This is a genomic window from Gluconobacter japonicus (assembly GCF_015244665.1).
GTDB lineage: Bacteria > Pseudomonadota > Alphaproteobacteria > Acetobacterales > Acetobacteraceae > Gluconobacter > Gluconobacter japonicus.
In genome coordinates this window covers 251,351-275,846 of sequence record NZ_JABCQN010000002.1, presented here as the reverse complement: position 1 = coordinate 275,846, position 24,496 = coordinate 251,351, and the positions used below count along the sequence as shown (strand labels likewise).

General features: G+C 56.8%; 22 protein-coding genes. 8 read left to right on the top strand and 14 right to left on the bottom strand.

The window, feature by feature from the left end:
- Positions 1 to 51: 51 nt before the first annotated feature.
- The gene (locus tag HKD32_RS04665; RefSeq protein ID WP_194257603.1) at positions 52 to 816 is read right to left on the bottom strand and encodes a class I SAM-dependent methyltransferase; all 765 of its coding nucleotides are present in this window, start codon (positions 814 to 816) and stop codon (positions 52 to 54) included.
- An 82-nt stretch (positions 817 to 898) separates the two neighbouring features.
- On the opposite strand from HKD32_RS04665, the gene HKD32_RS04660 reads away from it, so the two are divergent.
- Both HKD32_RS04660 and HKD32_RS04655 read left to right on the top strand, forming a co-directional pair.
- Positions 899 to 1,696, top strand: a complete 798-nt coding sequence (locus HKD32_RS04660; RefSeq protein WP_194257602.1) for a helix-turn-helix transcriptional regulator — start codon at positions 899 to 901, stop codon at positions 1,694 to 1,696.
- Entirely contained in the window at positions 1,693 to 2,160 is a 468-nt protein-coding gene (locus tag HKD32_RS04655) for a GNAT family N-acetyltransferase (protein ID WP_194257601.1), read from the top strand. Before HKD32_RS04660 ends, HKD32_RS04655 begins: the two co-directional genes overlap by 4 nt.
- A 62-nt stretch (positions 2,161 to 2,222) precedes the next feature.
- Here the strand turns inward: HKD32_RS04655 and ssb are convergent, their stop codons facing one another.
- Positions 2,223 to 2,789 (bottom strand): single-stranded DNA-binding protein, encoded by a 567-nt coding sequence (ssb, locus tag HKD32_RS04650; protein WP_010503364.1) that lies wholly within the window; start codon positions 2,787 to 2,789, stop codon positions 2,223 to 2,225.
- A 128-nt stretch (positions 2,790 to 2,917) separates the two neighbouring features.
- Between ssb and uvrA the strand changes: the two genes are divergently transcribed.
- A complete protein-coding gene (gene uvrA / locus HKD32_RS04645; protein WP_061929873.1) occupies positions 2,918 to 5,911 on the top strand; it encodes an excinuclease ABC subunit UvrA in 2,994 nt (997 codons plus the stop codon).
- A 40-nt stretch (positions 5,912 to 5,951) separates the two neighbouring features.
- On the opposite strand, the gene HKD32_RS04640 is transcribed toward uvrA, so the two are convergent.
- The 3 genes from HKD32_RS04640 to trhO all read right to left on the bottom strand — a co-directional run bounded on the left by HKD32_RS04640 (position 5,952) and on the right by trhO (position 8,602).
- Positions 5,952 to 6,479: a hypothetical protein gene (locus HKD32_RS04640; protein ID WP_061929876.1), complete on the bottom strand. Its 528-nt coding sequence runs from the start codon at positions 6,477 to 6,479 to the stop codon at positions 5,952 to 5,954.
- On the bottom strand, positions 6,479 to 7,552 hold the full coding sequence (locus HKD32_RS04635; protein ID WP_194257600.1) for a purine nucleoside permease: 1,074 nt from the start codon (positions 7,550 to 7,552) through the stop codon (positions 6,479 to 6,481). Before HKD32_RS04635 ends, HKD32_RS04640 begins: the two co-directional genes overlap by 1 nt.
- A 117-nt stretch (positions 7,553 to 7,669) precedes the next feature.
- Complete coding sequence (gene trhO / locus HKD32_RS04630; protein WP_194257599.1) at positions 7,670 to 8,602, bottom strand: oxygen-dependent tRNA uridine(34) hydroxylase TrhO; 933 nt, start codon at positions 8,600 to 8,602, stop codon at positions 7,670 to 7,672.
- A gap of 259 nt (positions 8,603 to 8,861) precedes the next feature.
- Between trhO and guaD the strand changes: the two genes are divergently transcribed.
- Entirely contained in the window at positions 8,862 to 10,172 is a 1,311-nt protein-coding gene (guaD, locus tag HKD32_RS04625; RefSeq protein WP_194257598.1) for a guanine deaminase, read from the top strand.
- Between the two features lie 16 nt (positions 10,173 to 10,188).
- On the opposite strand, the gene HKD32_RS04620 is transcribed toward guaD, so the two are convergent.
- Genes HKD32_RS04620 through HKD32_RS04600 form a run of 5 tightly spaced genes read right to left on the bottom strand, consistent with a single transcriptional unit; the run spans position 10,189 to position 14,852 of the window.
- Positions 10,189 to 11,634, bottom strand: coding sequence for a nucleobase:cation symporter-2 family protein (locus HKD32_RS04620; protein ID WP_061931455.1), 1,446 nt, complete (start codon positions 11,632 to 11,634; stop codon positions 10,189 to 10,191).
- 6 nt (positions 11,635 to 11,640) lie between these two features.
- The gene (gene uraH / locus HKD32_RS04615) at positions 11,641 to 11,973 is read right to left on the bottom strand and encodes a hydroxyisourate hydrolase (protein WP_194257597.1); all 333 of its coding nucleotides are present in this window, start codon (positions 11,971 to 11,973) and stop codon (positions 11,641 to 11,643) included.
- Entirely contained in the window at positions 11,970 to 12,494 is a 525-nt protein-coding gene (uraD, locus tag HKD32_RS04610; protein WP_194257596.1) for a 2-oxo-4-hydroxy-4-carboxy-5-ureidoimidazoline decarboxylase, read from the bottom strand. Before uraD ends, uraH begins: the two co-directional genes overlap by 4 nt.
- Positions 12,491 to 13,390, bottom strand: coding sequence for an allantoinase PuuE (gene puuE / locus HKD32_RS04605; RefSeq protein ID WP_061931451.1), 900 nt, complete (start codon positions 13,388 to 13,390; stop codon positions 12,491 to 12,493). Before puuE ends, uraD begins: the two co-directional genes overlap by 4 nt.
- A gap of 16 nt (positions 13,391 to 13,406) precedes the next feature.
- Positions 13,407 to 14,852, bottom strand: a complete 1,446-nt coding sequence (locus tag HKD32_RS04600; RefSeq protein WP_194257595.1) for a flavin-containing monooxygenase — start codon at positions 14,850 to 14,852, stop codon at positions 13,407 to 13,409.
- Positions 14,853 to 15,030: 178 nt separating this feature from the next.
- Here HKD32_RS04600 and HKD32_RS04595 point away from each other — a divergent pair, with 178 nt between their 5' ends.
- Positions 15,031 to 15,939: a LysR family transcriptional regulator gene (locus tag HKD32_RS04595; protein ID WP_061931446.1), complete on the top strand. Its 909-nt coding sequence runs from the start codon at positions 15,031 to 15,033 to the stop codon at positions 15,937 to 15,939.
- 82 nt (positions 15,940 to 16,021) lie between these two features.
- Entirely contained in the window at positions 16,022 to 16,507 is a 486-nt protein-coding gene (locus tag HKD32_RS04590) for a cupin domain-containing protein (protein ID WP_194257594.1), read from the top strand.
- 67 nt (positions 16,508 to 16,574) lie between these two features.
- Here HKD32_RS04590 and HKD32_RS04585 read toward each other — a convergent pair whose 3' ends face one another.
- Both HKD32_RS04585 and HKD32_RS04580 read right to left on the bottom strand, forming a co-directional pair.
- Entirely contained in the window at positions 16,575 to 18,683 is a 2,109-nt protein-coding gene (locus tag HKD32_RS04585; protein WP_194257737.1) for a protein-disulfide reductase DsbD family protein, read from the bottom strand.
- 136 nt (positions 18,684 to 18,819) lie between these two features.
- A complete protein-coding gene (locus HKD32_RS04580) occupies positions 18,820 to 19,884 on the bottom strand; it encodes an SDR family oxidoreductase (RefSeq protein WP_194257593.1) in 1,065 nt (354 codons plus the stop codon).
- 108 nt (positions 19,885 to 19,992) lie between these two features.
- Between HKD32_RS04580 and HKD32_RS04575 the strand changes: the two genes are divergently transcribed.
- Together HKD32_RS04575 and HKD32_RS04570 are read left to right on the top strand one after the other, a co-directional pair.
- A complete protein-coding gene (locus HKD32_RS04575) occupies positions 19,993 to 20,409 on the top strand; it encodes a winged helix-turn-helix transcriptional regulator (protein ID WP_194257592.1) in 417 nt (138 codons plus the stop codon).
- Positions 20,410 to 20,604: 195 nt separating this feature from the next.
- Positions 20,605 to 22,953 (top strand): mechanosensitive ion channel family protein, encoded by a 2,349-nt coding sequence (locus tag HKD32_RS04570; RefSeq protein ID WP_228118774.1) that lies wholly within the window; start codon positions 20,605 to 20,607, stop codon positions 22,951 to 22,953.
- Between the two features lie 52 nt (positions 22,954 to 23,005).
- Here HKD32_RS04570 and HKD32_RS04565 read toward each other — a convergent pair whose 3' ends face one another.
- Positions 23,006 to 23,347, bottom strand: coding sequence for a hypothetical protein (locus HKD32_RS04565; RefSeq protein ID WP_010503118.1), 342 nt, complete (start codon positions 23,345 to 23,347; stop codon positions 23,006 to 23,008).
- Between the two features lie 95 nt (positions 23,348 to 23,442).
- Positions 23,443 to 24,453 carry an aldo/keto reductase gene (locus HKD32_RS04560; protein WP_194257591.1) on the bottom strand — a complete coding sequence of 337 codons (1,011 nt, stop codon included), beginning with the start codon at positions 24,451 to 24,453 and terminating at the stop codon, positions 23,443 to 23,445.
- Positions 24,454 to 24,496 lie beyond the last annotated feature (43 nt).

Below are 24,496 nucleotides of genomic sequence, written 5' to 3'. Positions count from 1 at the left end.
ACAGTCCGCACAGCATAGCCCATGCGCCGCCTACATGCCACACCTACCCCGTTACGCCCTGTGTACAGTGAAAACGGTCACGTCCAGCAGGAAACTGCCATCTTCTTCCAGCCCCAGCCTTTCCTTGACCGCTGCCGGTGCCCCACGCTGAAGCGAACGGATCCCGTCCACACGCTCTGCTGGCGTCTGTGTCCGCGCGACCCAGCTTTCAAAAGCCATCCTCAAACGACTACGGCCAAGCCCTTCAACCGAAAAGCCGGACCTACCCAGTGCGCCTACCCACTCTTCAACAGAATAATCCCGCACATGCGAAATATCCCGCATGAGTTCCAATGTCTGAAGCCAGCTATCAGAAACAGCGTCTTCAGGTGCCGTCACATCAACAAACACCGCCTGACCACCGGGCTTCAGAACCCGTCGAGCCTCACGCAATCCTGCTTCAAAGCCATCCCAATGATGAGCGGTAAAACGACAGAGCACCGCATCAAAAGCGCAATCTTCGAACGGCAGATTTTCCGCCGAAGCCTGACGAACTTCGATATTGCTTAGCTCACGCCTGGATGCCTCATCCTGCACAACCTGCAACATGCCCGGTGTAATGTCACAAGCCATAACCCGCCCGACATGAGGCGCCACAGCATAGCTTACATGACCGCCCCCACATCCGAGATCCAAAACATGCTCAAGCCTTCGTCCCTGAACGGCCTGAACAATGGCGTCCAGATCAGCACCCTGACTGTGAACCGTACTTTCAACATAAGCCGAGGCTCTCGCCTCATAGTGTGCGGCAGCAAACTGCCCAGCCTGCTTCGTCATCGACTGTTCTCCTTCTGAAAACATCCTCCCAACATTCCAGGCGTGGTATAAGATCCTAATTTATCATGGTATAATTTGTACTATGCCAACAGATCGCCGCCAGACCCTTGGTCAGTTTCTTCGCACACAACGGGAAAAGCTCTCGCCATCACAGGCCGGACTTCTCGTTGTTCCTCACCGCAGACGAACACCTGGGCTACGGCGCGAAGAAGCCGCCCAACTCTGCGGCATCAGCACGACCTGGTACACATGGCTTGAACAGGGTCGAGACGTCACCTGTTCTCCAGCGAGCCTGTCACGCATTGCCACAGCCCTGCAAATGTCCACCACAGAAAGGCGTTATCTTTTCACGCTTGCTGAACTCCGCGATTCGCACCAGATCACCTCTTCAGTCGCAACGCCAAACGCATTGCTGAACCTGCCGGAACAAATCAAAAGTCCCGCATACCTGCTTGACCCGCTCTGGAATGTTCTGAGTGCCAACGATCCTGCCAAAGCGCTGTTCACAGGCTGGATGGACAGCCCTGAGCCCAACCAGCTCCGATATGTTTTCCTGAACCCTGAGGCGAAAACATTCCTGACGAACTGGCCCGACCGCTCCAGACGCCTGCTCGCAGAATTCCGCGCTGACACAGCCCACCTTGCCAGAACCACGGCGTTCCAGGCCCTGACCTCTGCCCTTCAGGCTGAAAGCCAGGAGTTTCTCCATTTCTGGCAGGACCAGCGTGTTCTCCCCAGAGAAGGCGGCCAACGCAGCTTCAAGCATCCAGTCCGTGGAGTGCTGAACTACGAACAGATAACTCTCACCCCCGCAGAACACACAGGGTATAAACTTGTCATCCTGACGCCGACCTCAATTGAACAGACACGCGCATCATGAGCCCGACATTCACCCTGCATCCCGCCGATTTTTCCAACCCGCAAACGCGTGACCTTCTGGCCCTTCACCTCGCAGGAATGCACGAAAACACCCCACCCGGACATGTCTTCGCCCTTGACCTGTCAGGCCTCATGGCACCTGAAATCGAAGTCTGGACTGTCCATAGACAGGATCGCGTAGCTGGAATCGGCGCACTCAAACGCCTGAACAATCAGGTAGGCGAGCTCAAATCCATGCGCACCCATCCTGACTTTCTGAGACAGGGCGTTGCCAGTACTCTGCTGGATCACCTTATCCATAGAGCGCGTTCTGAGGGGATGAAGACACTCAGCCTTGAGACCGGACGCGGATCTTCCTTCGAACCGGCTCTGGCGCTCTATCAAAGCCGAGGCTTCCAACCGGGCGAAGCCTTCGGTGACTATCAGGCTTCAGAATTCAACCAGTTCTTCCATCTGCCCCTCTGAACGCCCGCGCCGGACATAAAAAAACCGGACTGACATTGCCAGCCCGGTTCCAAACGCATCCCTCAGAACGGGATTTCGTCATCCAGATCGTTATCCGGCGGCGCATCCCAGCCACCACCCCGGTTACCACCGCCAGACGACCCACCTGAGCGGCCGCCATCATTACCACCGCCGAAGCCACCCCCCCGGTTGCCGCCACCAAAGCCGCCACCGTTGCTGTTTCCACCGCCGTAGGACGAGCCGCCTCCGTCGAAGCCACCCTCGTCGCCGCCACTGCGATTGCTATCCAGCAGCACCAGTTCACCGCGGAAACGATCGATCGTCACTTCCGTCGTGTAACGCTCCTGGCCTGACTGATCGGTCCACTTCCGGGTCCGCAGTTCGCCTTCCAGATAGACCTTGCGGCCCTTGCGCAGAAAACGCTCCGCCACATCGCCCAGACGATCATTGAAGATCACGACACGATGCCATTCGGTGCGCTCCTTGCGCTCACCGCTCTGACGGTCGTTCCATGTTTCGGACGTCGCAATCGTCAGATTGACGATCTTCGAGCCTGACTGCGTGTTCCGGACTTCCGGGTCCTTGCCCAGATTCCCGACCAGAATCACCTTGTTGACGCTACCTGCCATTCCGTACCAACCAATTTTCTCGAATTGTTCTTTTCATATGGGGCGTGAAAACCCATCTATAAAGTGATCTAGCACCGTTCAGGCGCGTTGCGAACACAATTGCCTTTTCTGCACATCCCGGGGTCTTCGTGAGCTTTCCAGACAATCATTCGATCCGTGTCCGTGGCGCACGCGCCCACAACCTCAAGAATATCGACGTCACAATCCCTCGTGACTCGCTCACGATCATCACGGGCCTGTCCGGCTCGGGGAAATCTTCGCTCGCGTTCGATACAATCTACGCAGAAGGCCAGCGCCGCTACGTTGAAAGCCTCTCGGCCTACGCCCGCCAGTTCCTCGAACTGATGGGCAAACCAGACGTGGACTCCATCGAAGGGCTCTCCCCCGCCATCTCGATTGAGCAGAAAACCACTTCAAAAAACCCCCGCTCGACTGTCGGCACGATCACGGAGATCCACGACTATATGCGTCTGCTCTGGGCGCGCGTGGGTATTCCCTATTCTCCTGCCACTGGCCTGCCCATCGAAGCCCAGACCGTCAGCCAGATGGTGGACCGGGTCATAGCGCTCCCGGAGGGCATGCGCCTGATGCTTCTCGCCCCGGTCGTCCGTGATCGGAAAGGCGACTGCAAACGCGAACTCGCAGAGCTGTCCCGCAAGGGCTTCACCCGCGTCAAAATCGACGGTGAGCTTTACGAAATCGCCGAAGCCCCGGAACTGAACCGCAAGACCCGCCACAACGTGGAAGTGGTTGTGGACCGGATCGTCGTCAAATCCGATCTGGAATCCCGCCTGGCCGACAGCTTCGAAACCGCCCTCGAACTCTCCGATGGTCTCGCTTACGCCGAGGAAGTCAAACGCGCTGACGACAAGGCCGCCCCGGCCCACATCGTTTTCTCGTCCCGCTTCGCCTGCCCGGTCTCAGGCTTTACGATTGAAGAGATCGAGCCACGCCTGTTCTCCTTCAACGCGCCAATGGGCGCATGCCCAACCTGCGATGGTATCGGAACAGAAACGCATTTTGATGCCAATCTGATCGTCCCGGATGACAGCCTGACACTTGCCGAAGGCGCCATTGCCCCATGGAAAGGCGCCAGCACCGACTGGTACGACCAGACGCTTGCCGCCCTCTCCCGTCACTGCGGCGACACCATGAATACACCCTGGGGCGACCTGAAAGCCGAAACGCGCGACCTGATCCTCAACGGTTCCAAAGAAGCGATTGCCATTCCCTACCGCGATGGCAGCAAGGTCCACACCGTGACCAAACCTTTCGAAGGCGTGCTGAAAAACCTCCGCCGCCGCATGGCCCAGACCGACAGCATGTGGGTGAGGGAAGAACTGTCGCGCTACCAGTCCGAAAAACCCTGTCACGTCTGCCATGGCGCACGCCTGAAACCGGAAGCACTCTGCGTGAAGGTCAATGACCTGAACATCGCCGAAGCCTCGGACATGCAGATCCGCAAGGCCCTCGACTGGTTCTCGGGCGTTGAAGCGACTCTGACACCTCAACGGGCCGAAATCGCCCGTCGCATCCTGCGTGAAATCACGGATCGCCTGCACTTCCTTGATGATGTGGGCTTAGACTACCTCACGCTCTCCCGTGGGTCGGCCACGCTTTCTGGCGGTGAAAGCCAGCGCATCCGCCTTGCCTCCCAGATCGGCTCCGGTCTGACGGGCGTCCTGTATGTGCTAGACGAACCTTCCATCGGCCTGCACCAACGCGACAACGAGCGCCTTCTCGGCACACTGGAACGCCTCAAGCGCCTCGGGAACACGGTCATCGTCGTCGAACATGACGAGGACGCCATCAGGGCCGCCGATTATCTGATCGACATGGGCCCCGGTGCTGGCACACGGGGCGGAAACGTCATTGCCGTCGGCTCTCCGAAGGAAGTGGCCAAAAACAAGGACAGCCTGACGGGCGCCTACCTGTCAGGCCGAAAGTTCATCCCCGTCCCGGAAAATCGTCGCACATCTGACAAGACGCTCACCCTCGTCGGCGCAAAAGGCAACAACCTCAAAGACCTGACCGTCGATTTCCCACTGGGCACATTCATTGCCGTAACGGGCGTATCAGGCGGCGGCAAGTCCACGCTGGTTGTGGATACGCTCTACAAGGCCCTGTCCCGCCAACTCATGAAATCCAGTCAGTCCCCGTTGCCTTATGACCGCCTAGAGGGCGTGGACAATCTCGACAAAATCATCGAGATCGACCAGTCCCCCATCGGGCGTACACCACGCTCCAACCCCGCCACCTATACGGACCTGTTCGCCCCTATCCGGGACTGGTTCGCTGAACTGCCAGAGTCCAAAGCACGCGGCTACAAACCCGGCCGCTTCTCCTTCAATGTGAAGGGCGGCCGTTGCGAAGCCTGTCAGGGCGATGGCGTCCTGAAAATCGAAATGCACTTCCTGCCGGACGTGTTCGTCACCTGTGACACCTGCAAAGGCGCGCGTTACAACCGTGAAACACTGGAAGTAAAGTTCCGCGGCAACTCCATCGCGGATGTGCTGGCCATGACCGTGGACGAGGCGCTCCCCTTCTTCCAGGCCGTCCCGAAAATCCGTGATCGTCTGGCCATTCTCCAGCAGGTTGGCCTCGGTTACGTCGCTCTCGGCCAGCAGGCAACTACGCTTTCAGGCGGTGAAGCCCAGCGCGTCAAACTTTCCAAGGAACTCGCCAAACGCGCAACCGGCCGCACGCTCTACATCCTCGATGAGCCAACGACCGGCCTGCATACGGAAGACGTTCGCAAGCTGCTTGAAGTACTCCACGCACTCGTCGATCAGGGCAATACCGTTCTGGTCATCGAACACAATCTGGAAGTCATCAAAACAGCAGACTGGCTGATCGACATCGGACCGGAAGGTGGAGACGGTGGCGGCAATATCGTTGCAGCCGGAACACCGGAAGATATCGCGGCCTGCAAAGCCAGCCACACCGGACGCTTCCTTGCACCCCTTCTGAATGCACCAGGCGTCCGTCAGCGGAGAGAGACAACCGTGATTGGCACACCCCAGAACCTCATCGATACCTTGCCACCTCGAAAAACCAAAACCAAACCAGCATCTGAGAAGCCAACCCGCGGTCGTCCTAAGAAGGCGAAAACTCCCGCCTGACGTAAGGCCTTTCCGACTCTCTCCAAAAGGAGAGAGTCGGTTACACCTTCGTCAGCACCATCAATAGCCCAACCGCCAGAAACAGAAGCCCATTGAAGAGACCATGACAGAGGGCCGTAGTCCAGAACGGACTAACCCCTTCTGTCACCTCGGCACGCCGGTAGCAGAGATAAAGGCAGGTTCCACCCACTACGCCCGTACAAAGCGCGGTCAGAAAACTGCGATGAAAATGAGCCCCACCGTAATGGGCCCACACAAAAGGCCCCACACATGCAATCCACGCCAAACCGGGCGCGAAAGCTTTCCCACCAAACAGTCTGTCCACAATCCAAATGGGAATCCAGAAGTTCAGAAAGGTCTCGACAACAGGCGCCAGCAACACGCCTGACAGAAGCAGAACAACAGGATTAAGATCAGTATCCGTATGTTCGGGTTGCCAACCAGCCCAGTCGATCAAGACATGCAGCGGAACAGAGAGCAAAAGCCCAATCAAGGCATAGCATAATGCAATCTTCCCACTGACCGGAAATGCCACATCTGGCTCCCCCTGCACGGCCTTGTCCGACATCAGGGAGCTTGACCCGGAACATGGTCTTCATAGACCGACCAGTGTCCCGCCAGTTCATGCACGACAACGCTTCCCACACGCCATGCTGCTTCATAAGCGGGCAGACCATCGCCCGAATACTCTTCCGACACAGTCTCATACGCCTTCCGCCCCTTTGGCGGCAGCGTGTAGTTGGATGCCGTTCGTAGAACCATCAATCGCTGGAAATCTGCTTTCTTCATCCGGTCCAAACGCACCATCGCTGATGCAATCGCGGAATCCTCCATGTTACTCATGGCGAACACGCCCTGAGCGTTCGTGAACATCTTCACCCAGTCCCGCGCATACTGGTTCAGATAATGCCCATGCCAGTAGAGATCAGACGCAAAACTGTCTCCCTGAATAACGGAAGGCGCTTTCACCGCCGCTGGATACTCGGCCCATCCCTTGGAATAAGCCCGCATCTCCGGCGTATCCATAAGCTTCACCGTCTGCGTGCGCTCCCACGCCCAGTGCGAAAGCCCAGCATTCAGCGGAAAGACAATCGGATATCCAGCATTCGGCCCATGCTCCTGATCCGACCCCTCAAGCGTTCCAGGCCGCACCGCGCCAGCCGCGTAAACGCCGTAAGGCCAGTCTTTCGGCACTTCACGCATATCGATGGACTGCGCCACATCATTCACAACATACCGCGCCCACGCTGCTGACCCAACGGACATGACCTGTGGATCAGCCCCGGCAATACCTGCCACCAGCCAGTAAGCCTTCGTCAGATCAAAACGCGGGTCCATTCCTAACGCCATGATGGACGGCCCGGCATTCACCAGCGTCATCCCCGTCACAATCGCGATTTCGGTGTGCTCCGGATTGGTCAGGATGTCATGCACGCCACCCGGAAACGCCACATGTTCCGTCAGGTGCTCCCGCTCGGCCCAGAGCTGAAGCTCCCCTGGCTGATCGCCGGTATCCGCACCCTTCTCGAAGGTCGTCACAACCACAACCCGGACAGGCCAGGGCTTCTGTGCAAATGCTACGGCGGGAAGCGCCATCATCCCGGCACAAACCAGTCCAGCCCAACGAAACATCTTCACCATCACACCGCCTCAGCCGTTTTCATTACGAATTCAGAAAAATCAGCAGAAGCGTGAACAGGTCAAGTCGTTCATCCGTCGTCTTTGCAACTCTAACTGTTTGTCATCTCCGTAATGGCCTCAGGAGCCCAGATGCTCCGTCCCTCGCTTACGCGCCAGCATCTCCTGACGTTCACGCGAAGCATAGCGCTGGCGTTGTTCTTCCGTGCGCTCATTATGACAATGCGGACAGGACACGCCCTGCACAAACAGCGGAGACGCCTTGTCCTTCTCGCTGACAGGACGACGGCAGGCATGACAGACATCGTAACTGCCGATTTCCAGACCATGCTTCACCGAAACACGCTGATCGAACACAAAGCATTCGCCTTCCCAAAGGCTTTCTTCTTCCGGGACAGTTTCCAGATATTTCAGAATACCGCCCTTAAGATGATAAACCTCATCCAGCCCTTCGGCTTTCACAAAAGACGTGGACTTCTCGCAACGAATACCCCCAGTGCAGAACATGGCAATCTTCGGCACCTTGCCCTTTGCCTCAAGCTCTTTGCGACGGTTGCGAAACCACTCGGGGAACTCACGGAATGACCGCGTCTTGGGATCTTCTGCTCTCTTGAACGTCCCGATCGCCACTTCATAATCATTGCGCGTATCAATGATGATTGTCTCCGGATCGGAAATCAGCGCATTCCATTCAGCGGGATCAAGATACTGCCCAACATCCTTGCGAGGATCGATATTAGGCTGCCCCATGGTGACGATTTCTTTCTTGAGCCGTACCTTCATGCGCCGGAATGGCAGTTCGGGAGCCCGGGATTCCTTGATCTCCAGTTCCTCGCAACCGGGCAAAGCGCGAATATGCTCCAGCACGCGCTCCATGCCTTCGTCAGAACCCGCAATGGTGCCGTTAATGCCTTCCGGAGCCAGCAACAGGATACCTTTGATCCCCTCCTGGTCGCACACCTGCTGTAAAGGCTCCCGCAAAGCGGAAACATCCTCGAACGGCGTAAAATTATAAAGCGCGACGATACGGATCGGCGGAAGGACATCAGACACGGGAGGCGACCATCCAGCTCTGCGACCGCAGGCAGACCCACGATCAGGTGACAAATACGCCCCGCCAATATCAGGCTCCCGCTTTCAATTCCACAAAACTCCTGTTTTTCTTCCCTGACAGGGTGACGGCAACAGGCCTGATTGACCCTCACCATTCTGCTACCCTCTTTTTGAGCAAGCCTCATCCGCATTTCTGTTACGGGCTGCCCCACGACATCTCGTTCCTTCGCTGCAAGGGCTGTGCGATAGAGAACAGATCATGACAGATCACACTGCCATCCGCGGCCCCTTCCTGACCTTCCATGCAGATCCCTTCACAGTTGATCCCATGGAGGCTGTTACATACCAGCCTGATGGTCTGATCCTGTGTACGGATGGCCTCATCACGGCTGCCGGAGCGTGGGACGAGCTGAAACACCAGATCCCGCAGGGGATCACAGTCGATCATTACCCCAATCACCTGATCTCTGCGGGAATGGTGGACACCCACGTCCACTACCCGCAGCTTCCAGTCATTGCTTCCTATGGTGAGCAACTTCTCGAATGGCTGGAAACCTACGTCTTCCCGGCGGAAGCCCGCTATGCAGACATCACCTACGCCCGACAGATTGCCCAAACCTTCCTGAAAGAACTGCTCCGCGTCGGAACCACAACAGCAGCCGTATACTGCACGGTTCACCCTGAATCCGTAGAAGCTTTCTTCGAAGAGTCCGAGCGCCTCAATACCTGTATGATTGCAGGCAAGGTTCTGATGGACCGGAACGCCCCGGATAACCTGAGAGACACGGCCCAGTCAGGCTATGACCAGTCCGCTGCACTCATCGAACGCTGGCACGGTCGTGGCCGTCAACTCTACGCTGTTACGCCGCGTTTTGCGCCCACCAGCACACCCGAGCAGCTTGATCTGGCCGGTTCACTTCTCGCGACACAGCCCAACCTCTTCATGCAGACCCACCTGCTTGAAAACCAGTCCGAAATCGAATGGGTCAAAGAGCTCTTTCCGAACCGCGCTTCCTATCTGGACGTGTACGACAAAGCAGGTCTGCTCCGCCCCCGCGCCATTCTGGCGCACGGGGTACATGCACAGGAAGAAGACTTCCAGCGCTGCCATGACACCGGCTGTTCCATTGCGCACTGTCCCGGTTCCAACCAGTTCCTGGGAAGCGGCTCTTTCCCACTGTTCAACGCCCTGAAACCAGAACGCCGAGTCAAAGTCGGCATTGGAAGCGACGTTGGAGCCGGGCCTTCCCTCTCGCTCCTTCAGGTCCTGTCAGACGGCTACAAGGTCGCGCAAGGACTGGGAACAAAACTCCATCCCGCACAGGGTCTGTGGCTGGCTACAGCTGGCGGCGCACAGTCTCTTGGTCTGGAACACCAGATTGGAACCATCAAGCCCGGCCTGCACGCCGATCTCTGCGTGTTTGATCCCTCAGCTACACCATTGGGAAAGATCCGGGCTCAGACGGCCGAAAGCCTGTCCGATATCCTGTTTGCCCTAACCATGCTGGGTGATGACCGAAGCGTTCAGGCTACATATATCGCGGGGCGGAAGCTACATAGCCGGGATTGAAATCCCGGCTGATCTCTTAGCCAAACCGCCGTTGAGGCTCAGTTTCTTCGCTTTTCCGCGCCTCAACCGGTAGCCCCATAAGAATACGCTCATCCGGCAGGTCGGCCGGCACAATCTCTGCATCCGGATCAACCGCCAAAGTCCGGCGCACATTGAACAGCAGGTGCAGAAAGATCGCGGACAGAGCCCCGAGCGTAATGCCACTCCCAAAGACAATTTGCGCCCAGGCCGGGAACGTATCCGAAATATGAGGCTGTGCCGTTGCCAGCATTCCAAGCCCGATACTGGTTCCCACAATGATGACATTGCTCTGACGGTTGAAATCCACCCGCGTCAGCGTCTGCACACCAACCACTGCCACTGTCGCAAACATCGCCAGTGCCGCCCCACCCAGAACGGGTGACGGAACAGCCGCTACAATCGCCCCGAGTTTTGGCAGACACCCAAGCAACATCATGATGACAGCCGCAGACGCCACAACCCAGCGGCTCTTCACACCCGTCATTCGGACCAGACCCACATTTTCAGCAAAGCAGGTGTAGGGAAAGGAATTGAAGACGCCACCCAGCAGCGTTGCAATACCATCAGCCCGCAGGGTCCTCGCAATATCTTCGCGTGTAATGGTTTTCCCGACGATTTCGCCCGTCGCATACACATTGCCAATCGTCTCAACCATGGTGATGACCATGACGATCACCATGGAGAGGATCGGCACCACATGGAAAACAGGCGTCCCAAAGAAAAACGGCTGTGTGATGGACACGAGCGGCGCAGACGCCACGCCTCCAAAATGGGCATCGCCCATCAGCCACGCCGCCAATGTGCCAATGCAAAGCCCAATCAACACGGCAATCGTTGAAATGAACCCACGAAACAGACGCTGCACGGCTAGAATACTCGCCAGTGTCCCCAGCCCGTAACACAGACTCCGCAACGGAACGCGATCCTGCACCATCCCCGGTCCATGGCCAGACACAATGTCATTGGCGGCCACGGGCAAAAGCGCCAGACCAATCACGAGAATGATCGACCCCGTCACGACAGGTGGAAAAAACCGAACCAGCTTCGCAAAATATGGCGCGATGAGCAGACTGACGATCCCCGCCACAATCACCGATCCATAGATCGACAACAATCCCGGCGTTCCGCCACCAACAGCCGACCCAATCGCAATCATCGGCCCAACGGCCGTAAACGTCACACCTTGCAGAAGCGGCAGACGAACACCAACCGGTCCAAACCCGACTGACTGCAACAGGGAAGCAATCCCGCAGGTAAACAGATCCGCATCAATCAAATGAATCAGCGTTTCCTGTGGCAGGCGCAAAGCACCCGCCACGAGGATCGGGACAATCACCGCTGCTGAATAGAATGCAAGAATATGCTGGAAGCCATAAGCCCCCAATCGCCAGAGAGGAAGCTTCTCGTCAACCGGATGAACTGCACAAGTATCAGACGCCATCAGGTCTCAGCTTCCACGATATGTGGAATATCCATAAGGCGCAGCCAGAAGCGGCACATGTGCATGTGTGCCCTCCCCCAGACCGAATACAATCGGGACAACATCCAGAAAAGGCGGATCAGACAGCACATGTCCGGCATTCCGGAAATACGCACCAATCTCGAACTCCAGACGATAGGTGCCGCGCTCCAGCGGGATCTCCCGCAAGGCAGGACAACGCCCATCGTGGTCCGTCACGCCTTCGAAAAGAACAGCATCTTCCTGAAAAAGCCAGAGAGACACCCCAGCCGCCGGACGGCCCGAGACCGTATCCAGAATATGCGTGGATAATGAACTCATGATGTCACCAGATCTTTCAGTCTCAGCCCTGCAATCGCATCAATCTGCGAGAGAGCTTCCTTCAGTTCCGCCTCGGGCGTCCCGCCCAGACGACGTTCCATTTCATCCATGATGACCGTCTTGGCCACCTGATCCGGCGCTGCGACTTTACGCACGCAGATCACAAACGGCATGGAAAAAGCTGTCCCATAGGCCGCATTTAGCGTCTTGAACCGTTCATATTCCGCAGGCGTCAGACGGTCCAGCCCGGCAGAGGCCTGCTCGGATGCGGACTCTGCCGTCAGATCCGAATCAATTCCCGCGCGATGCCCAAGCTCAGGATGCGCCCGAACCAGTGCCAACTGAGCCTCCTTGCCCGCATTCCGCACAACGTCAGAAAACGTCGCAAGCATGACGTCCACATCCGCAAATGGCCGCGCTGCCAGAGCCCCCTCAGCCACCCAAGGCGAATGTTCGTAAAGTCCGCCAAACGTCTGGACGAAAACATCCGACGTCAGGACATTCACATCAGAAATTTTCATGCCGGATGCACACTCATCCAGTGCCGGGCAATATCAAGCCGGGACGCCACCCAGACATCCTCATGGGACGCCACATGCTCCAGAAAACGCTGAAGCGCCAGTGCACGCGCAGGCTTACCGGCCAGACGGCAATGAAGCCCAATCGACATCATACGCCCCCCTTCTGCATACAGCATGTCGAACGCATCCCGCAGATACCGGAAAAACTGCTCGCCCTCGGTAAAGCCGTTGAGCGCCGCGAACTTCATGTCATTGGCATCAAGCGTGTAAGGCACGATCAACTGCGGCTTGCCATGGGTGCGGTCGTAATACGGAAGATCATCCGCATAAGAATCGGCATCATAAACAAAGCCGCCTTCCTCCACGACCAACCGGGCCGTATTCGGGCTGGTGCGCCCCTGATACCACCCAAACGGGCGTTCCCCGACCACTTCGGTATGAAGCGCAATCGCCTCGCGAATATGCTCGCGCTCCACGTCTTCCGGGAAGTCCTGATAATCGATCCAGCGCAGACCGTGCGTGGCGATTTCCCAACCGCTTTCCTTCATGGCCGCCACAGCATCCGGGTTGCGCGCCAAAGCCTTGGCCACACCGAACACGGTTGTGGTCATGCCAGCCTTTTCAAACAGGCGCTGCAAACGCCAGAAACCAACGCGACTCCCATATTCGTAAAGGCTTTCCATCTGCGCACAACGCGCGCCCACGATGGACTTCGTCCCAACCATTTCAGAAAGGAAAGCCTCAGACCCTGCATCGCCATGCAGGACCGAGTTTTCAGCACCCTCTTCATAGTTGATGACGAACTGAACCGCGATCCGCGCCCCACCCGGCCATTTCGGATCAGGCGGAGTCCGGCCATAGCCGATCATGTCACGGAGATAGGTATTCGTGCTCATCCGGGCTGCCTCCCCCTCAAACTGTTGGCGGATCAAGGCTGATCAGCTCTTCCGTGTCGTAGGACAGCAGACTTTCCAGATGTTTCTCACCATCCTCAACAAACAAATCACGCGCAATACCACGTGTCAGCTTCTCAATCCCGAAGCGCATACCGCTGATGGAGGCCCCTGAAAGACCCATGCTGGGCATGGACGCAAACGTGAAATTGTAGATTGCCGCCAGCATCGGTGCCTTCGGATCAGCCTGATCTTTCGGCAGGAACTGAAAGCGCTGACCTAGATACGGGTGGCTGGACAGAAGCGTGCTTTCCTCCCCTTCCGGCGGCGTGAAATGGTCGCTCCACAGCATGACGGAATCCGCAAAATCCTGCGTTTCCGGGCGGTGCTTCAGATCAATCGAAAAACCTGTTCCAATAATGAGGAAGTCAAAGCGCATCTCGCCATTCGGCGTTTCGACCACAACCTCGTCACCCTCCATCCGCGCAGAATTCCACGGCGTCCCCGGATGAAACGCAAAGTTCTCATGCTTGCGACAGCGCCAGAACGTATCCTGCGGCGGCGGCTGGTTCAGATTGTAAATACAGCGCATGAAGCGCCAGCGGGTCAGGTCCGGCAGTTCTGAAAAATGTGCAAGAAAGCCCGCATTTTCCATCCAGCGGTACGGGTTGATCGCTGGAATTTTCGTACGGCGCAGACACAGATCGACACGCCCCACACCGGATTCCAACGCCGTCGCAGCATTGTCAAAAGCAGACGCACCAGCACCCAGAACGCCGATCCGCTTGCCCTTCAGAGCGTCGAAATCAATGGTTTCATGCGTATGGGCATAAACCGACTTCGGAAGGTTCTCCGAAATGAACGGCGGGACGAACCATGTGCCACCACCATCAATCCCCGTAGCCAGAACCATCCGACGCGCCCAGCGCTTCGTCTCGACACCGGCAACATTCCGGAATGTCAGACGCAGCAGGCCGTCCGTCCACTCCACATGCACCAGTTCCTGGTCGTTGACGACTGGCAGCTCAAGCGTGTCACGCACCCAGTCCAGATAAGACTGCCAGTCGTGCCGCGAAATCTTGTCGAGCGACTGCCAGGCCTCCTTGCCATACCGCGCTTCATACCAGGACTGCGGCGTCAGATTGGGAATACCCAGATCCGGCCCCGTGACGTGTTTTGGCGTCCGTAGCGTAATCATCCGGGCAAACGTCACCCACGGGCCTTCTCCACCCTTCGATGCTCGCTCGAAAATCTGCACATTCGTCACACCCTGACGACGCAACCCGAAACAGGCCGTCTGACCGCCCTGCCCGCCGCCGATAATGGCAACATCCAGAACGTCTTCCCCATCTTTCTGAACCGGAATATTCCAGTTTCCCGTCGCATACCTGATCTTCGCCAGATCCTTATGAACCTGCGCCGAAAGGGTGACCAGGCCGTCAGTCAGGGAGGGGGAAAGGGTCATGAGTCTCTTATCCTAAAGAACAGGCACAGGATCGTGGTCTTTCATAAAAAATGACCAGAGTTTCTTCCTGTGTCAAAATGACAGGATTCACCTGCCTCTCTGAAGTGTTTCATAGAGGGGTATTCTCGTATATCTCAGAAAAACGTCCCTGCCGTTCTCGAAAAAAGAGCGTATCTTCATGCCGGTTTTTTCACGCTTCCTCCGTTACTTTCTGTCCGTCGCCCAATACGGCTCAATCCGGAAGGCCTCCGAACATCTCAGGATCGCGGCATCGGCTATCGACCGGCAGATCCTTCACGGTGAGGAAGCTCTCGGCACCCCGCTTTTCGAGCGCCTACCCAGCGGCCTGCGTCTGACAGCGGCTGGAGAGCTTCTCTATACAAACGGCAAGCAGTGGACGCGGGAAATGCAGGAAGTCCGCACACAACTTGAAGACATGCGCGGACTAAGACGGGGCCAGGTCGATATTGCCTTGCCAGATGCCCTGACTACCGGCTTCCTCCCCCGCATCCTGAAAGACCTGCGCAAAAGCCACCCCGGCATTACAATCTGCACGCATGTTCTGGACAATGCCGTCATCCAACAGGCACTCATCAGTGGGGAAGTGGACTTCGCACTCCTCCTTAACCCTACACAGGCCCGCGGGCTTCTTGTCCGAACCCATATCGATTACCCGCTCGGCTTCATCTGCCTCCCTGACCACCCTGTAGCCCAGCAGAAAAACGCACGATTCAGCATCTGTGCAGAATACCCAATGGTCATGCCTCAGCAGCCACTCGCCCTGCAAAGACAAATCGAAATTCTGGAAATCGACAGCAATGTCAGCGTTCAGCCTGTCGCCTCGTCCGACAATATCCAGATGATCAAGTCTCTGGTTCTGGAAGGTGTGGGCTTGGGCATTCTCAGTATGCTGGATGTCATGAAAGAAGTAACGAGCGGAGAACTGGCGTTCGTTCCCATCTCCAACAGGGATGTCTCCCCCCTGACGCTGGCCCTCTGCGTCGATCAGGCCCGTCAGCTTTCCGGCGCCGCACGACTGGTCATTGCTGAAGTCGAAAAAACCTTCCTGGCGCCCCTGGAAACATAACACCTCATCCAGATGCTGAACGGCAGGTCGGCCTCCGCGTTAGGAGCGACAGGCACACGCCAGCATACATGAGGAACAGACAATGTTTTCCTTCAGGACACTCTCTGCCGCAGCCTTGATCTGCACTCTGGCAGGAGGCTCCGCCCTCGCTCAGACGGGCAACGACGTTCGTATCATTCCGGGCGCCGACACTGTAGCCTGGCAACCAGCGCCGCCCATGTTCCCGAGCGGAACGCGCCTGTCTTTCCTCTATGGCTCCGCTGACAAAGCCAGACCATTCACCCTGCGCGTCATGATCCCGGCAGGCTCTGTCATCCCGCCCCATACCCACAATATGGACGAAATGCTGACTGTTCTCGGCGGCAGCATCCACCACTATATCGGCCCGACCATCACAGTCGATCAGGACAAGGTTCTGACGGCAGGCGGCTTCGTCCATCTGCCTCCCAATGTCCCACACGCCCTTAAAGCCGGAACCCAGGGGGCCATTGTGCAGGTCTCGGGCACAGGTCCATTCACCATGACCTACGTCAACCCGCAGGACGACCCACGCCACACCAACCGCTAAACCACAAAAAAAAGCCCTGCTCCCGAAGAAAGCAGGGCTTTTTCCCGTACTGATCCCAACAGAACAATCAGTGACCAATAATATCCAGAACCATACGCGGCGTCAGGATTTGGGGTAGAACAACTTCCGCACCATGCTTTGGCGGATAGTAGACATATAGCGGCACGCCATCCCGTCCATGAGCCTTCAGATAGGCCGAAATACCGGCATCCCGGTTCGTCCAATCGCCCTTGAGATAGGCCACATGCCGTTCGGAAAACGCCTGACGAACGGATGCAGTATCCAGAGCGACACGCTCGTTCACCATACAGGTAATGCACCAAGACGCTGTCATATCCACAAAGACAGGCTTTCCGTCAGCCCTCAGATCAGCAAGGGCCTTGTCCGAAAACGGCTGAATAAGATTATCCGCAGAGGTGATTGTCGTCGAAGCAGCAGACACCGGCTCGGCTAGACTCCGTGCCAGAAAACCGCCGCAGAAGGCCATACACAATACAGCCACAACACGGCAGAACAGGACCGTTCCGCGCCCACCTTCACGCATCGCCCGATGCTGCCCCATTCCATAAATCCAGGCAGCAAAACCCAGCAGCACCAGCCCACCGCCAGCAACCACAACGAAATTCGTGCCACGCTCGATCGTCGCAACCCACAGGAGCCACACGCAGGTCGCAAGCAGCGGGAAGGCCAAAGCCTGTTTCAACACACCCATCCAGGCCCCCGGCTTCGGCATCCGGGACGCCAACCCCGGAACGCTCGCCACCAGAACATAAGGCGCGGCCAAGCCAAGCCCCATCGACAGGAACACGAGAAGCCCCATCAAAGGCGGTCCGCCCAGGGCTCCTGCAATGGCAACGCCCATGAATGGGGCAGTACAAGGTGTTGCAACAATCACAGCCAGAAGGCCCGTCAGCATATCACCCGCATGACCTGCGCCATGAGGATGTAACTGCGCCAGACGCCCTGCACTGATTTCAAAAACGCCCAGCAGGTTGAGCGCCATGCCGAACAGCAACCAGCAAACACCCACCACAAACCCGGCCGACTGGAACTGGAAACCCCACCCCGCCGCAGACCCTGCAATGCGCAGCCCGATCATGACGATCCCGAGAGCCGCGAAAGCCCCTGTTACGCCCAGCGTGTAAAAGAAGGCGCTCTGAAGATGCACACTACGCCCTACTCCGCCCATTCTGGCCAGAGACAGGGCTTTCATGGCCAGAACCGGGAAAACACAGGGCATGAGGTTCAGGATCAGGCCACCGACGAAAGCAAAAGCCAGAACCCGTAACCAACCTGCGCCTGTCGGAACGGCATCCGCAGACACAGGCGCGGACGAAGTGTTCGGAACGACCGCAACCGCACCAACTGTTTGACTTGCTGAAATTTCGATCGGACTTTCCTGTCCCGCCTCATCTTTCAGGACGACCAACCCTTTAAGGGGTTGATCACGATGAGCCGTCTTCAGGAATTTCAACTGCAAGGACAGCAGTCCGTCTTTCACCTTGAAAGGCTGAGATGCGACCTGATCGATTACCCCTCCTTCAGCAGGCAGGAACCACGCATCGGAAACCGCCGCAGAAGACAGACCTTTGCCCTCCAGCGTCAAAAGTCCATCCGCAGACACTTTCGCCTCGAACGGAGATGGAATTGGCATCTTCGCATCAACAGCCTGAAACAGACCCGCCTGTGCCCCAGCAGGGGCCGCCCCTTCCGCAGCGGGAAGGTTCAACGTGAAGTCACCACTTTCGGGAATGCAGACTTCCGCGCAGACAAGCCATTCAGCATGGGCGTGCAGCGTCGTTGATCCTGTCCCCTGCAGAGCCAGATCGGCAGGCAGCAACACATCCCCGACATAAGCGTAGGACATAAGACCGCCCTCGCTCAGACGCACAGGCATCGGCCAGTGAATCGTGGATGTCTTGCCAGTCGCGCTGCCCTGCGCCGTCACATCGAGTGTCGGTGTGTCGCCTGCATCGCCGGGATTGAGCCAGTATGTGTGCCAGCCAGGCTTGAGCTGAAGTCTCAACCCAACCCGCAGCTTCTGATCCGGACCAACGGCATCCCTGTCCGTGACCAGCGTTGCCGTATCATTGGCAGAAGCCACCGCAGGGCTTTCTGCCGCAAAAGACGGCTCACTGGTTCCCAGACCACATATCCCTACCGCTAGCAGGGCCAACAGACTTAATACGCGACGCAAGGCAGTCTCATTCCCTCAGGATAAAACAGGACAGCCTGCATAACACTCTGTGTCAGAGAAAACAGCGCCTTTTCGTAAAACAGGACCAATTAAATCCTGTTTTACATCGTCTCCCTCAGGGAATCAGTTTTTCAGCCCGCAAACGTTCGAACAGATCGAAGAACGAGTCCGGCGTGTATTGCCATCCCTCAAAACCCGCCAAGCGGCTCTTGGAAAGATCCGTCACACACTCGACAGGCCGCCCCAGATCCGCATCCGTGTGCCAAGCAGAAACAAGACGATCCATCCGCCCCTCAGCCAGTCCATACGTCTCACTGATCTGCGCCCAGAGTTCTCCATCCTGAGACAGGATGTCTTCAAGAGATGTCGCATGACCCGGATAAGGCGCTGTTTCCAGCCCGAACCAGGCCGCCAAACGTGGCCAGAGCCACTTCCAACGGAACACATCTCCATTGACGACATTAAACGCCTCATTACGACCACCTTCAGACGTCGAAGCCCAGAGCAGCTGTCGCGCCAACTGACGCGCATCTGTCAGATCCGTCAGGCTGTTCCACTGAACATCGGAACCGGGGAAGACAAACGGGCGCCCTGTTTCACGGCAGATCGTCGCATAAACGGCCAGCGTGCTGCCCATGTTCATCGCATTCCCGACCGCATAGCCGATAATAGTGTGCGGACGATGCACGCTCCAGGAGAAGCCATATTTCTCTGCCGCCGCATACAGCACGTCTTCCTGATCGTAATAGAAATTCGCCAGCGGAAGGCGTGGCATCTCTTCACGAAAAGGCGTCTGAGGAGGTTCACCGGAAGCATAAGCCTCAAATGGGCCAAGATAGTGCTTCATACCAGTTGTCAGCGCTGCATGTTCCAGCTTTTCCGGAGCAGGAAGGGCCTCAAACACATTCCGGACCATCGCTGAATTGACCCGGCAATTCTCTTCTTCCGTCTCCTGTCTAAGCCAGGAGCAGAAGAAAACATGCGTAGGCGTCAAAGTCTTCAGGGCCAATTTCAGATTTTGCAGATCCAGCAGATCCGCCGCAATCGGCAGAACACCCGCCATGTCATGCCGGGGACGACGGGCCAGCCCATAGACCGTCCAGCCTTCTGCCACGAGACGGGCAGCCAGATTTTGACCGACAATACCTGTCGATCCAACAACAAGAGCAATCCGGGACATCAGGGTCTCCTCTCCGGAAAAGTGGTTCGCCCCTCCATTTGACCCCTTGGCGAACAGACTTCCAGACGGCACCGTATTGTGCCCTGGATACCAAAAGGTTCCCATAAAATGACCCGTTCTCTGCCTGCACACTACCGACAGGCCCCCTTCGACGAAGACTGCGCCCCAAGAAGAGTTTTGAGACTTTTCAGCGGAAAATGGACCACCATGATCCTCCACACGCTGCATCTTCTGGGTGGCCATTCCCGCCCCGGACAGCTTCAGCGCAGCATCCCGGGCCTCTCAAAAAAAATGATGACCCAGACCCTGCGAGAACTGGAAGACAAAGGACTCGTCAGCCGCCAGATCCACCAGATCATGCCCCCAAACGTGGACTACAGCCTGACACCGCTCGGGAAAATTTTCGTAGAGCCTATCGAGCAACTTTATCTCTGGGGAATCGAACATGCCGATGCCCTCGAAGCTCTTGAAGCAAACGAGCGTCTGGCTGGCACCACAACAGATCCACTGGAAGCAGCAGAATAGAGCATCACGTTTTGGACAGAAGGCCCCGTCCTGTGGCACTCCTGCTGACAATGGTGCGCGCAGACGCGACACACCCGTTTCCCTTTCCCCGGACTGCTCCGGCTCCACGGTATACAAGGACATTCCAGAGCGATGTGTTCCCCTTCACGGCCCGCTCCGTCACGGACACCCCCTCGAAGGAACCACCATTCCTTCATGGCCTTCCTGATTTTTCTGACGGCTTTGTTCGCGATCCCTTCGGCTCACGCAGAAGCACCAGCCACCAAGACTGCACCTCAGGCCACCACAACGGCTCCGCTCTCCGCGCAGGAAGCACAACAGCTCCTGAATGTTCTGAACGACCCCAAACAGCGTGACGCCTTCACACACACGCTGTCCCTCATGGCTCGCGGCATCAAAGAAACACCTGCGGCCAGTGCGCCATCTACAGACACGAAAACACTTCCGGAAGTCTCCCCGGAAATCGGCAACGGATTCAACAGTGTCCGAACCCAGTCCATGGGGTATGTCCACAACTTTCTGAATCTCTTCAAAGATCTAGGTCTCGTTGGACACTGGTTTCGCACGCAGCTTTCTACCCCCGAAACACGCGCGCCAATCCTCCATGCCTTCGGAATTGCCTTCATTGTTATCGCCTGCGGGCTTGCCGTAGAACGTGTCGTCGCGCTGATGCTCCGAAATCCGCTTCTGGCAACCACCCAGAAGGCACAGGCACAGGAAACGCGCAACGCTCGCCAGCCCCTCGAAACAGACGCGGAAATTACCGCGGAAGCCCCCACCAGCAATTCAAGCCAGACCCGCGCGGAAGACCAGCGCAGACAGGTGGAAACCCTGCGTTTTCTGGCCCGTATCCCCTATTCTTTCCTCCATCTCGTTCTAAAAACCGTGCCAGTTCTGGCTTTTTTAGCCGTGACCGTTCCTTCCATTTGGGTTCTGCCCATCAGTGACCGCACAGCAAACGTTATCCTGACACTGGCCTATTCCTACGCTGGTGCCCGCGGTCTTTACCTTCTGGTTGAAACAGCATTCACACCCCGCTCACCAACCATTCGCCTTCTTCCCGCCAGCAACCCTACAGCCTTCATGGTCACCCGCTGGTGGAATGTTCTGGTTGCGGCCCCCGCTATCGTCATCTGCCTGTCGGAACTGGGAGCGCAATTCAATCTGACCCCACGCGGTACGGACGCCATGATCCGTGGGGTGGTTCTGGTTGAGCATATCCTGATTGCCGCCTTTATCTGGCGTATCCGGCACATTGTCAGTCGTGCCCTTCAACCCAGCACACTTGGCAAGAAAACCGGCATGTGGACCGTCATTGCCGCCATTACCCGGCTGTGGTGGGTGCCAGCGATGTTCCTGGATATTTCCCTCTGGATCGTCTGGGCTGCCCATCTTCAGGGCGGCTACGCCTGGATTCTGAAAACAACAGGAACAACCATTGCCGTTCTGGTGCTTTCCCGCCTTGGTGCCGTGCTCGCCTATGGCCTTCAGGACCGTTTCTTTCGGGTCAACCCGCAGCTTGAAGAACGCTTCCCCGAACTCCAGAAGCGGGCAGACCGCTACTATCCCGCAGCACGCGCCATTCTGACGGGCGCCATTCTATTTCTGACTCTCGTAGCCATGACGGAAGCCTGGGGGCTGCCAACTTTTGGCTTCTTTATCCGTAATGCGTTGGGACGACGCCTGACCGACACGGTTCTGACTCTGCTGATTGCCGTCACCGTTGCTGCAGCTATCTGGGAAGTGGTCAATCTCGTTCTCAACCACCAACTGACGTCCTTCGAAACATCCGGTCAACGCTCCCGCGCAACACGCCTCCGGACGGTTCTGCCAATCATCCGTACAGTGCTTCTGGCCATCATCATCATCATCGTCGCCGTCACGACCCTGTCCCAGATCGGGATCAACGTCACTCCGCTTCTGACAGGTGCCGGTATTCTTGGTGCAGCGATCGCCTTCGGCTCCCAGAGCCTTGTGAAGGACTTCATCACCGGCTTCTTCATGCTGGTAGAGGACGCCATTCAGGTTGGCGACTGGGTCACCACAGGCGGCGTTTCAGGCACTGTGGAAAATCTTTCCATTCGAACCGTGAAAGTGCGTGACATCACGGGTGATCTGCACATCATCCCGTTCTCATCCGTATCTTCAATCGCCAATACGGCCCGTGGTTACAACCAAATCGTCATCAAGCAACAGCTTGACCTGTCCGAAGATTTGCCACGCGTCTCAGCCATCATGTCCAAAGCTGTTAAGGAAATGCGTGCCGATCCGGTCTTCGGCCCAATGATCCTGTCTGACTATACAGATCTCGGCGTAGACCAGAGCGATAGTGGCGGCGCAACCTTGATCGGCAGCATCCGCACGACACCCATGATGAAATGGAAAGTCAAACGCGAGTTTAACCGTATCGTGACGAACCGTTTTGCAGAGGAAGGCGTCAAATTCTACACACCCACCGCCTACACCACGACGCCACCCGGCAACGCCATGCAGTTTCATGTTGCCAATGACACTGGCCCTCAGCCAACTCCCGAGACTCCGTGACACGACAAAACGGAAATGCCTCCTTCAGAGACATTTCCGTTTCTGGTCTTCTTCAGAAATTCGGGAACAGTGTGACGGAAACAAGAGACAGGTAAAACAGCACTGCCAGAAGAATGTGGCAGACATAGAGTGGTGCAACCAGATAACCCTGCTTCCGCGCCCAACTCATCAAAACACCGAACGCTATCACGGCAATCGCAAGCGCGACATTCAGCATGAGTTCCCGCTGCCCCTGAGCCAGCGCGATCACCATAAAGATTGAACCAATCAGCGCAGCCCCGACATGGATTGGCTTCATAACCCGAAGCGGCCGTTGCCCCTGCAGGACATTAATCCCCAGCCAGGTCCCTGCAATCACCGCGACAGTAAAGCACAATGTTGAAATACCCAGCATCACCAATCCCCCTTCGTGACATATACCGGCCATAGTAGCGGATTGGTGATCAGAAAGATCGCAAGTGTTCGTGTATGCCGTATTCTATAATACTTTCAGCTTTGAGAATCTGGAACATTGGTGCCTGTTCCAGTCGGAAGAGAGGGCGCAATCAAAGCAATTTCAGCAGCCGTAAGCTGTATCTCGGCTCCCCGAAGCAGATCATCAACCTGATCCGGGCGCCGTGCCCCAAGAATTGCTCCCGTAACCTCGGTTCGACGCAAAACCCATGCAATGGCGATGGCTGCAGGTGTGACCTGATGTCTCTCAGCAATCTGACGGAAAACATCCACCAACTTAAGGCACTGACTAAGACGCGGCTCCTGGAAATCTGCACTTCTCGCCTTTCGCCAATCATCATCAGGAAGAGTCTGAATCCGTTCCCGGGTTATCTTGCCGCTCAACAGACCTGATTGCAGAACCGAATAGGGTAGAACACCGATTTCCATGACTTCGCAAAACGGCAAAATCTCCGTCTCTACATCCCGCATCAGCGCTGAATAAGGTGGCTGAAGAGAAGCAATGGATGTTACGGCCAAGGCGCGCTTTAACTGCGGCACATCAAAATTAGAAACCCCAATCGCCCGGATTTTTCCTTCGGCCTTTAGATGGTGCAAAGCCAGTAGAGCATCTTCCAGACCTTCATCCGGTCCACCTGGTGGAAAAGAGGGCCAATGAATTTGGTACAGGTCGATAGCTTCCGTTCCCAATCGCCGCAAACTGTCTTCGACCTCCCGCCTCAGCGATGCTGGCGAAAGAGAATGCGTAATTTCACGCGTCTTCTCGTCCCAGACCAAACTTCCCTTGGTAAAAACCAGCGGACGGCGGGATTGCGGGAGGCGTTTCAGCAGTTGCCCAACCACTGTCTCCGCATGGCCAAGACCATATACAGCCGCCGTGTCGATCCAGTTCACACCCTGATCCACGGCATATTCCAGCGTTGCCAGACTGTCCGCATCCTCCTGCGCACCCCAGCCAAACTCCCAGCCTGGCCCGGCAATCGCCCAGGTTCCGAGACCAATGGTTGAAATTTCCAATTCGGACGTTCCGAGTAAGCAGCGTTTCATGACAGGCTTCCGTTTCATGTTCGAACACCACTCTCGGAAAAAC

What these genes read in the sequence shown, in the direction of transcription:
- HKD32_RS04640 (WP_061929876.1), bottom strand. Translation starts at nt 6,479, where the DNA reads ATGTCGGACAAGGCCGTGCAGGGGGAGCCAGATGTGGCATTTCCGGTC.
- HKD32_RS04665 (WP_194257603.1), bottom strand. Translation starts at nt 816, where the DNA reads ATGACGAAGCAGGCTGGGCAGTTTGCTGCCGCACACTATGAGGCGAGA.
- ssb (WP_010503364.1), bottom strand. Translation starts at nt 2,789, where the DNA reads ATGGCAGGTAGCGTCAACAAGGTGATTCTGGTCGGGAATCTGGGCAAG.
- HKD32_RS04655 (WP_194257601.1), top strand. Translation starts at nt 1,693, where the DNA reads ATGAGCCCGACATTCACCCTGCATCCCGCCGATTTTTCCAACCCGCAA.
- HKD32_RS04660 (WP_194257602.1), top strand. Translation starts at nt 899, where the DNA reads ATGCCAACAGATCGCCGCCAGACCCTTGGTCAGTTTCTTCGCACACAA.
- HKD32_RS04595 (WP_061931446.1), top strand. Translation starts at nt 15,031, where the DNA reads ATGCCGGTTTTTTCACGCTTCCTCCGTTACTTTCTGTCCGTCGCCCAA.
- HKD32_RS04600 (WP_194257595.1), bottom strand. Translation starts at nt 14,852, where the DNA reads ATGACCCTTTCCCCCTCCCTGACTGACGGCCTGGTCACCCTTTCGGCG.
- guaD (WP_194257598.1), top strand. Translation starts at nt 8,862, where the DNA reads ATGACAGATCACACTGCCATCCGCGGCCCCTTCCTGACCTTCCATGCA.
- HKD32_RS04590 (WP_194257594.1), top strand. Translation starts at nt 16,022, where the DNA reads ATGTTTTCCTTCAGGACACTCTCTGCCGCAGCCTTGATCTGCACTCTG.
- HKD32_RS04575 (WP_194257592.1), top strand. Translation starts at nt 19,993, where the DNA reads ATGACCCGTTCTCTGCCTGCACACTACCGACAGGCCCCCTTCGACGAA.
- puuE (WP_061931451.1), bottom strand. Translation starts at nt 13,390, where the DNA reads ATGAGCACGAATACCTATCTCCGTGACATGATCGGCTATGGCCGGACT.
- uraH (WP_194257597.1), bottom strand. Translation starts at nt 11,973, where the DNA reads ATGAGTTCATTATCCACGCATATTCTGGATACGGTCTCGGGCCGTCCG.
- HKD32_RS04560 (WP_194257591.1), bottom strand. Translation starts at nt 24,453, where the DNA reads ATGAAACGCTGCTTACTCGGAACGTCCGAATTGGAAATTTCAACCATT.
- HKD32_RS04620 (WP_061931455.1), bottom strand. Translation starts at nt 11,634, where the DNA reads ATGGCGTCTGATACTTGTGCAGTTCATCCGGTTGACGAGAAGCTTCCT.
- HKD32_RS04565 (WP_010503118.1), bottom strand. Translation starts at nt 23,347, where the DNA reads ATGCTGGGTATTTCAACATTGTGCTTTACTGTCGCGGTGATTGCAGGG.
- uraD (WP_194257596.1), bottom strand. Translation starts at nt 12,494, where the DNA reads ATGAAAATTTCTGATGTGAATGTCCTGACGTCGGATGTTTTCGTCCAG.
- HKD32_RS04580 (WP_194257593.1), bottom strand. Translation starts at nt 19,884, where the DNA reads ATGTCCCGGATTGCTCTTGTTGTTGGATCGACAGGTATTGTCGGTCAA.
- HKD32_RS04570 (WP_228118774.1), top strand. Translation starts at nt 20,605, where the DNA reads ATGGCCTTCCTGATTTTTCTGACGGCTTTGTTCGCGATCCCTTCGGCT.
- HKD32_RS04635 (WP_194257600.1), bottom strand. Translation starts at nt 7,552, where the DNA reads ATGGTGAAGATGTTTCGTTGGGCTGGACTGGTTTGTGCCGGGATGATG.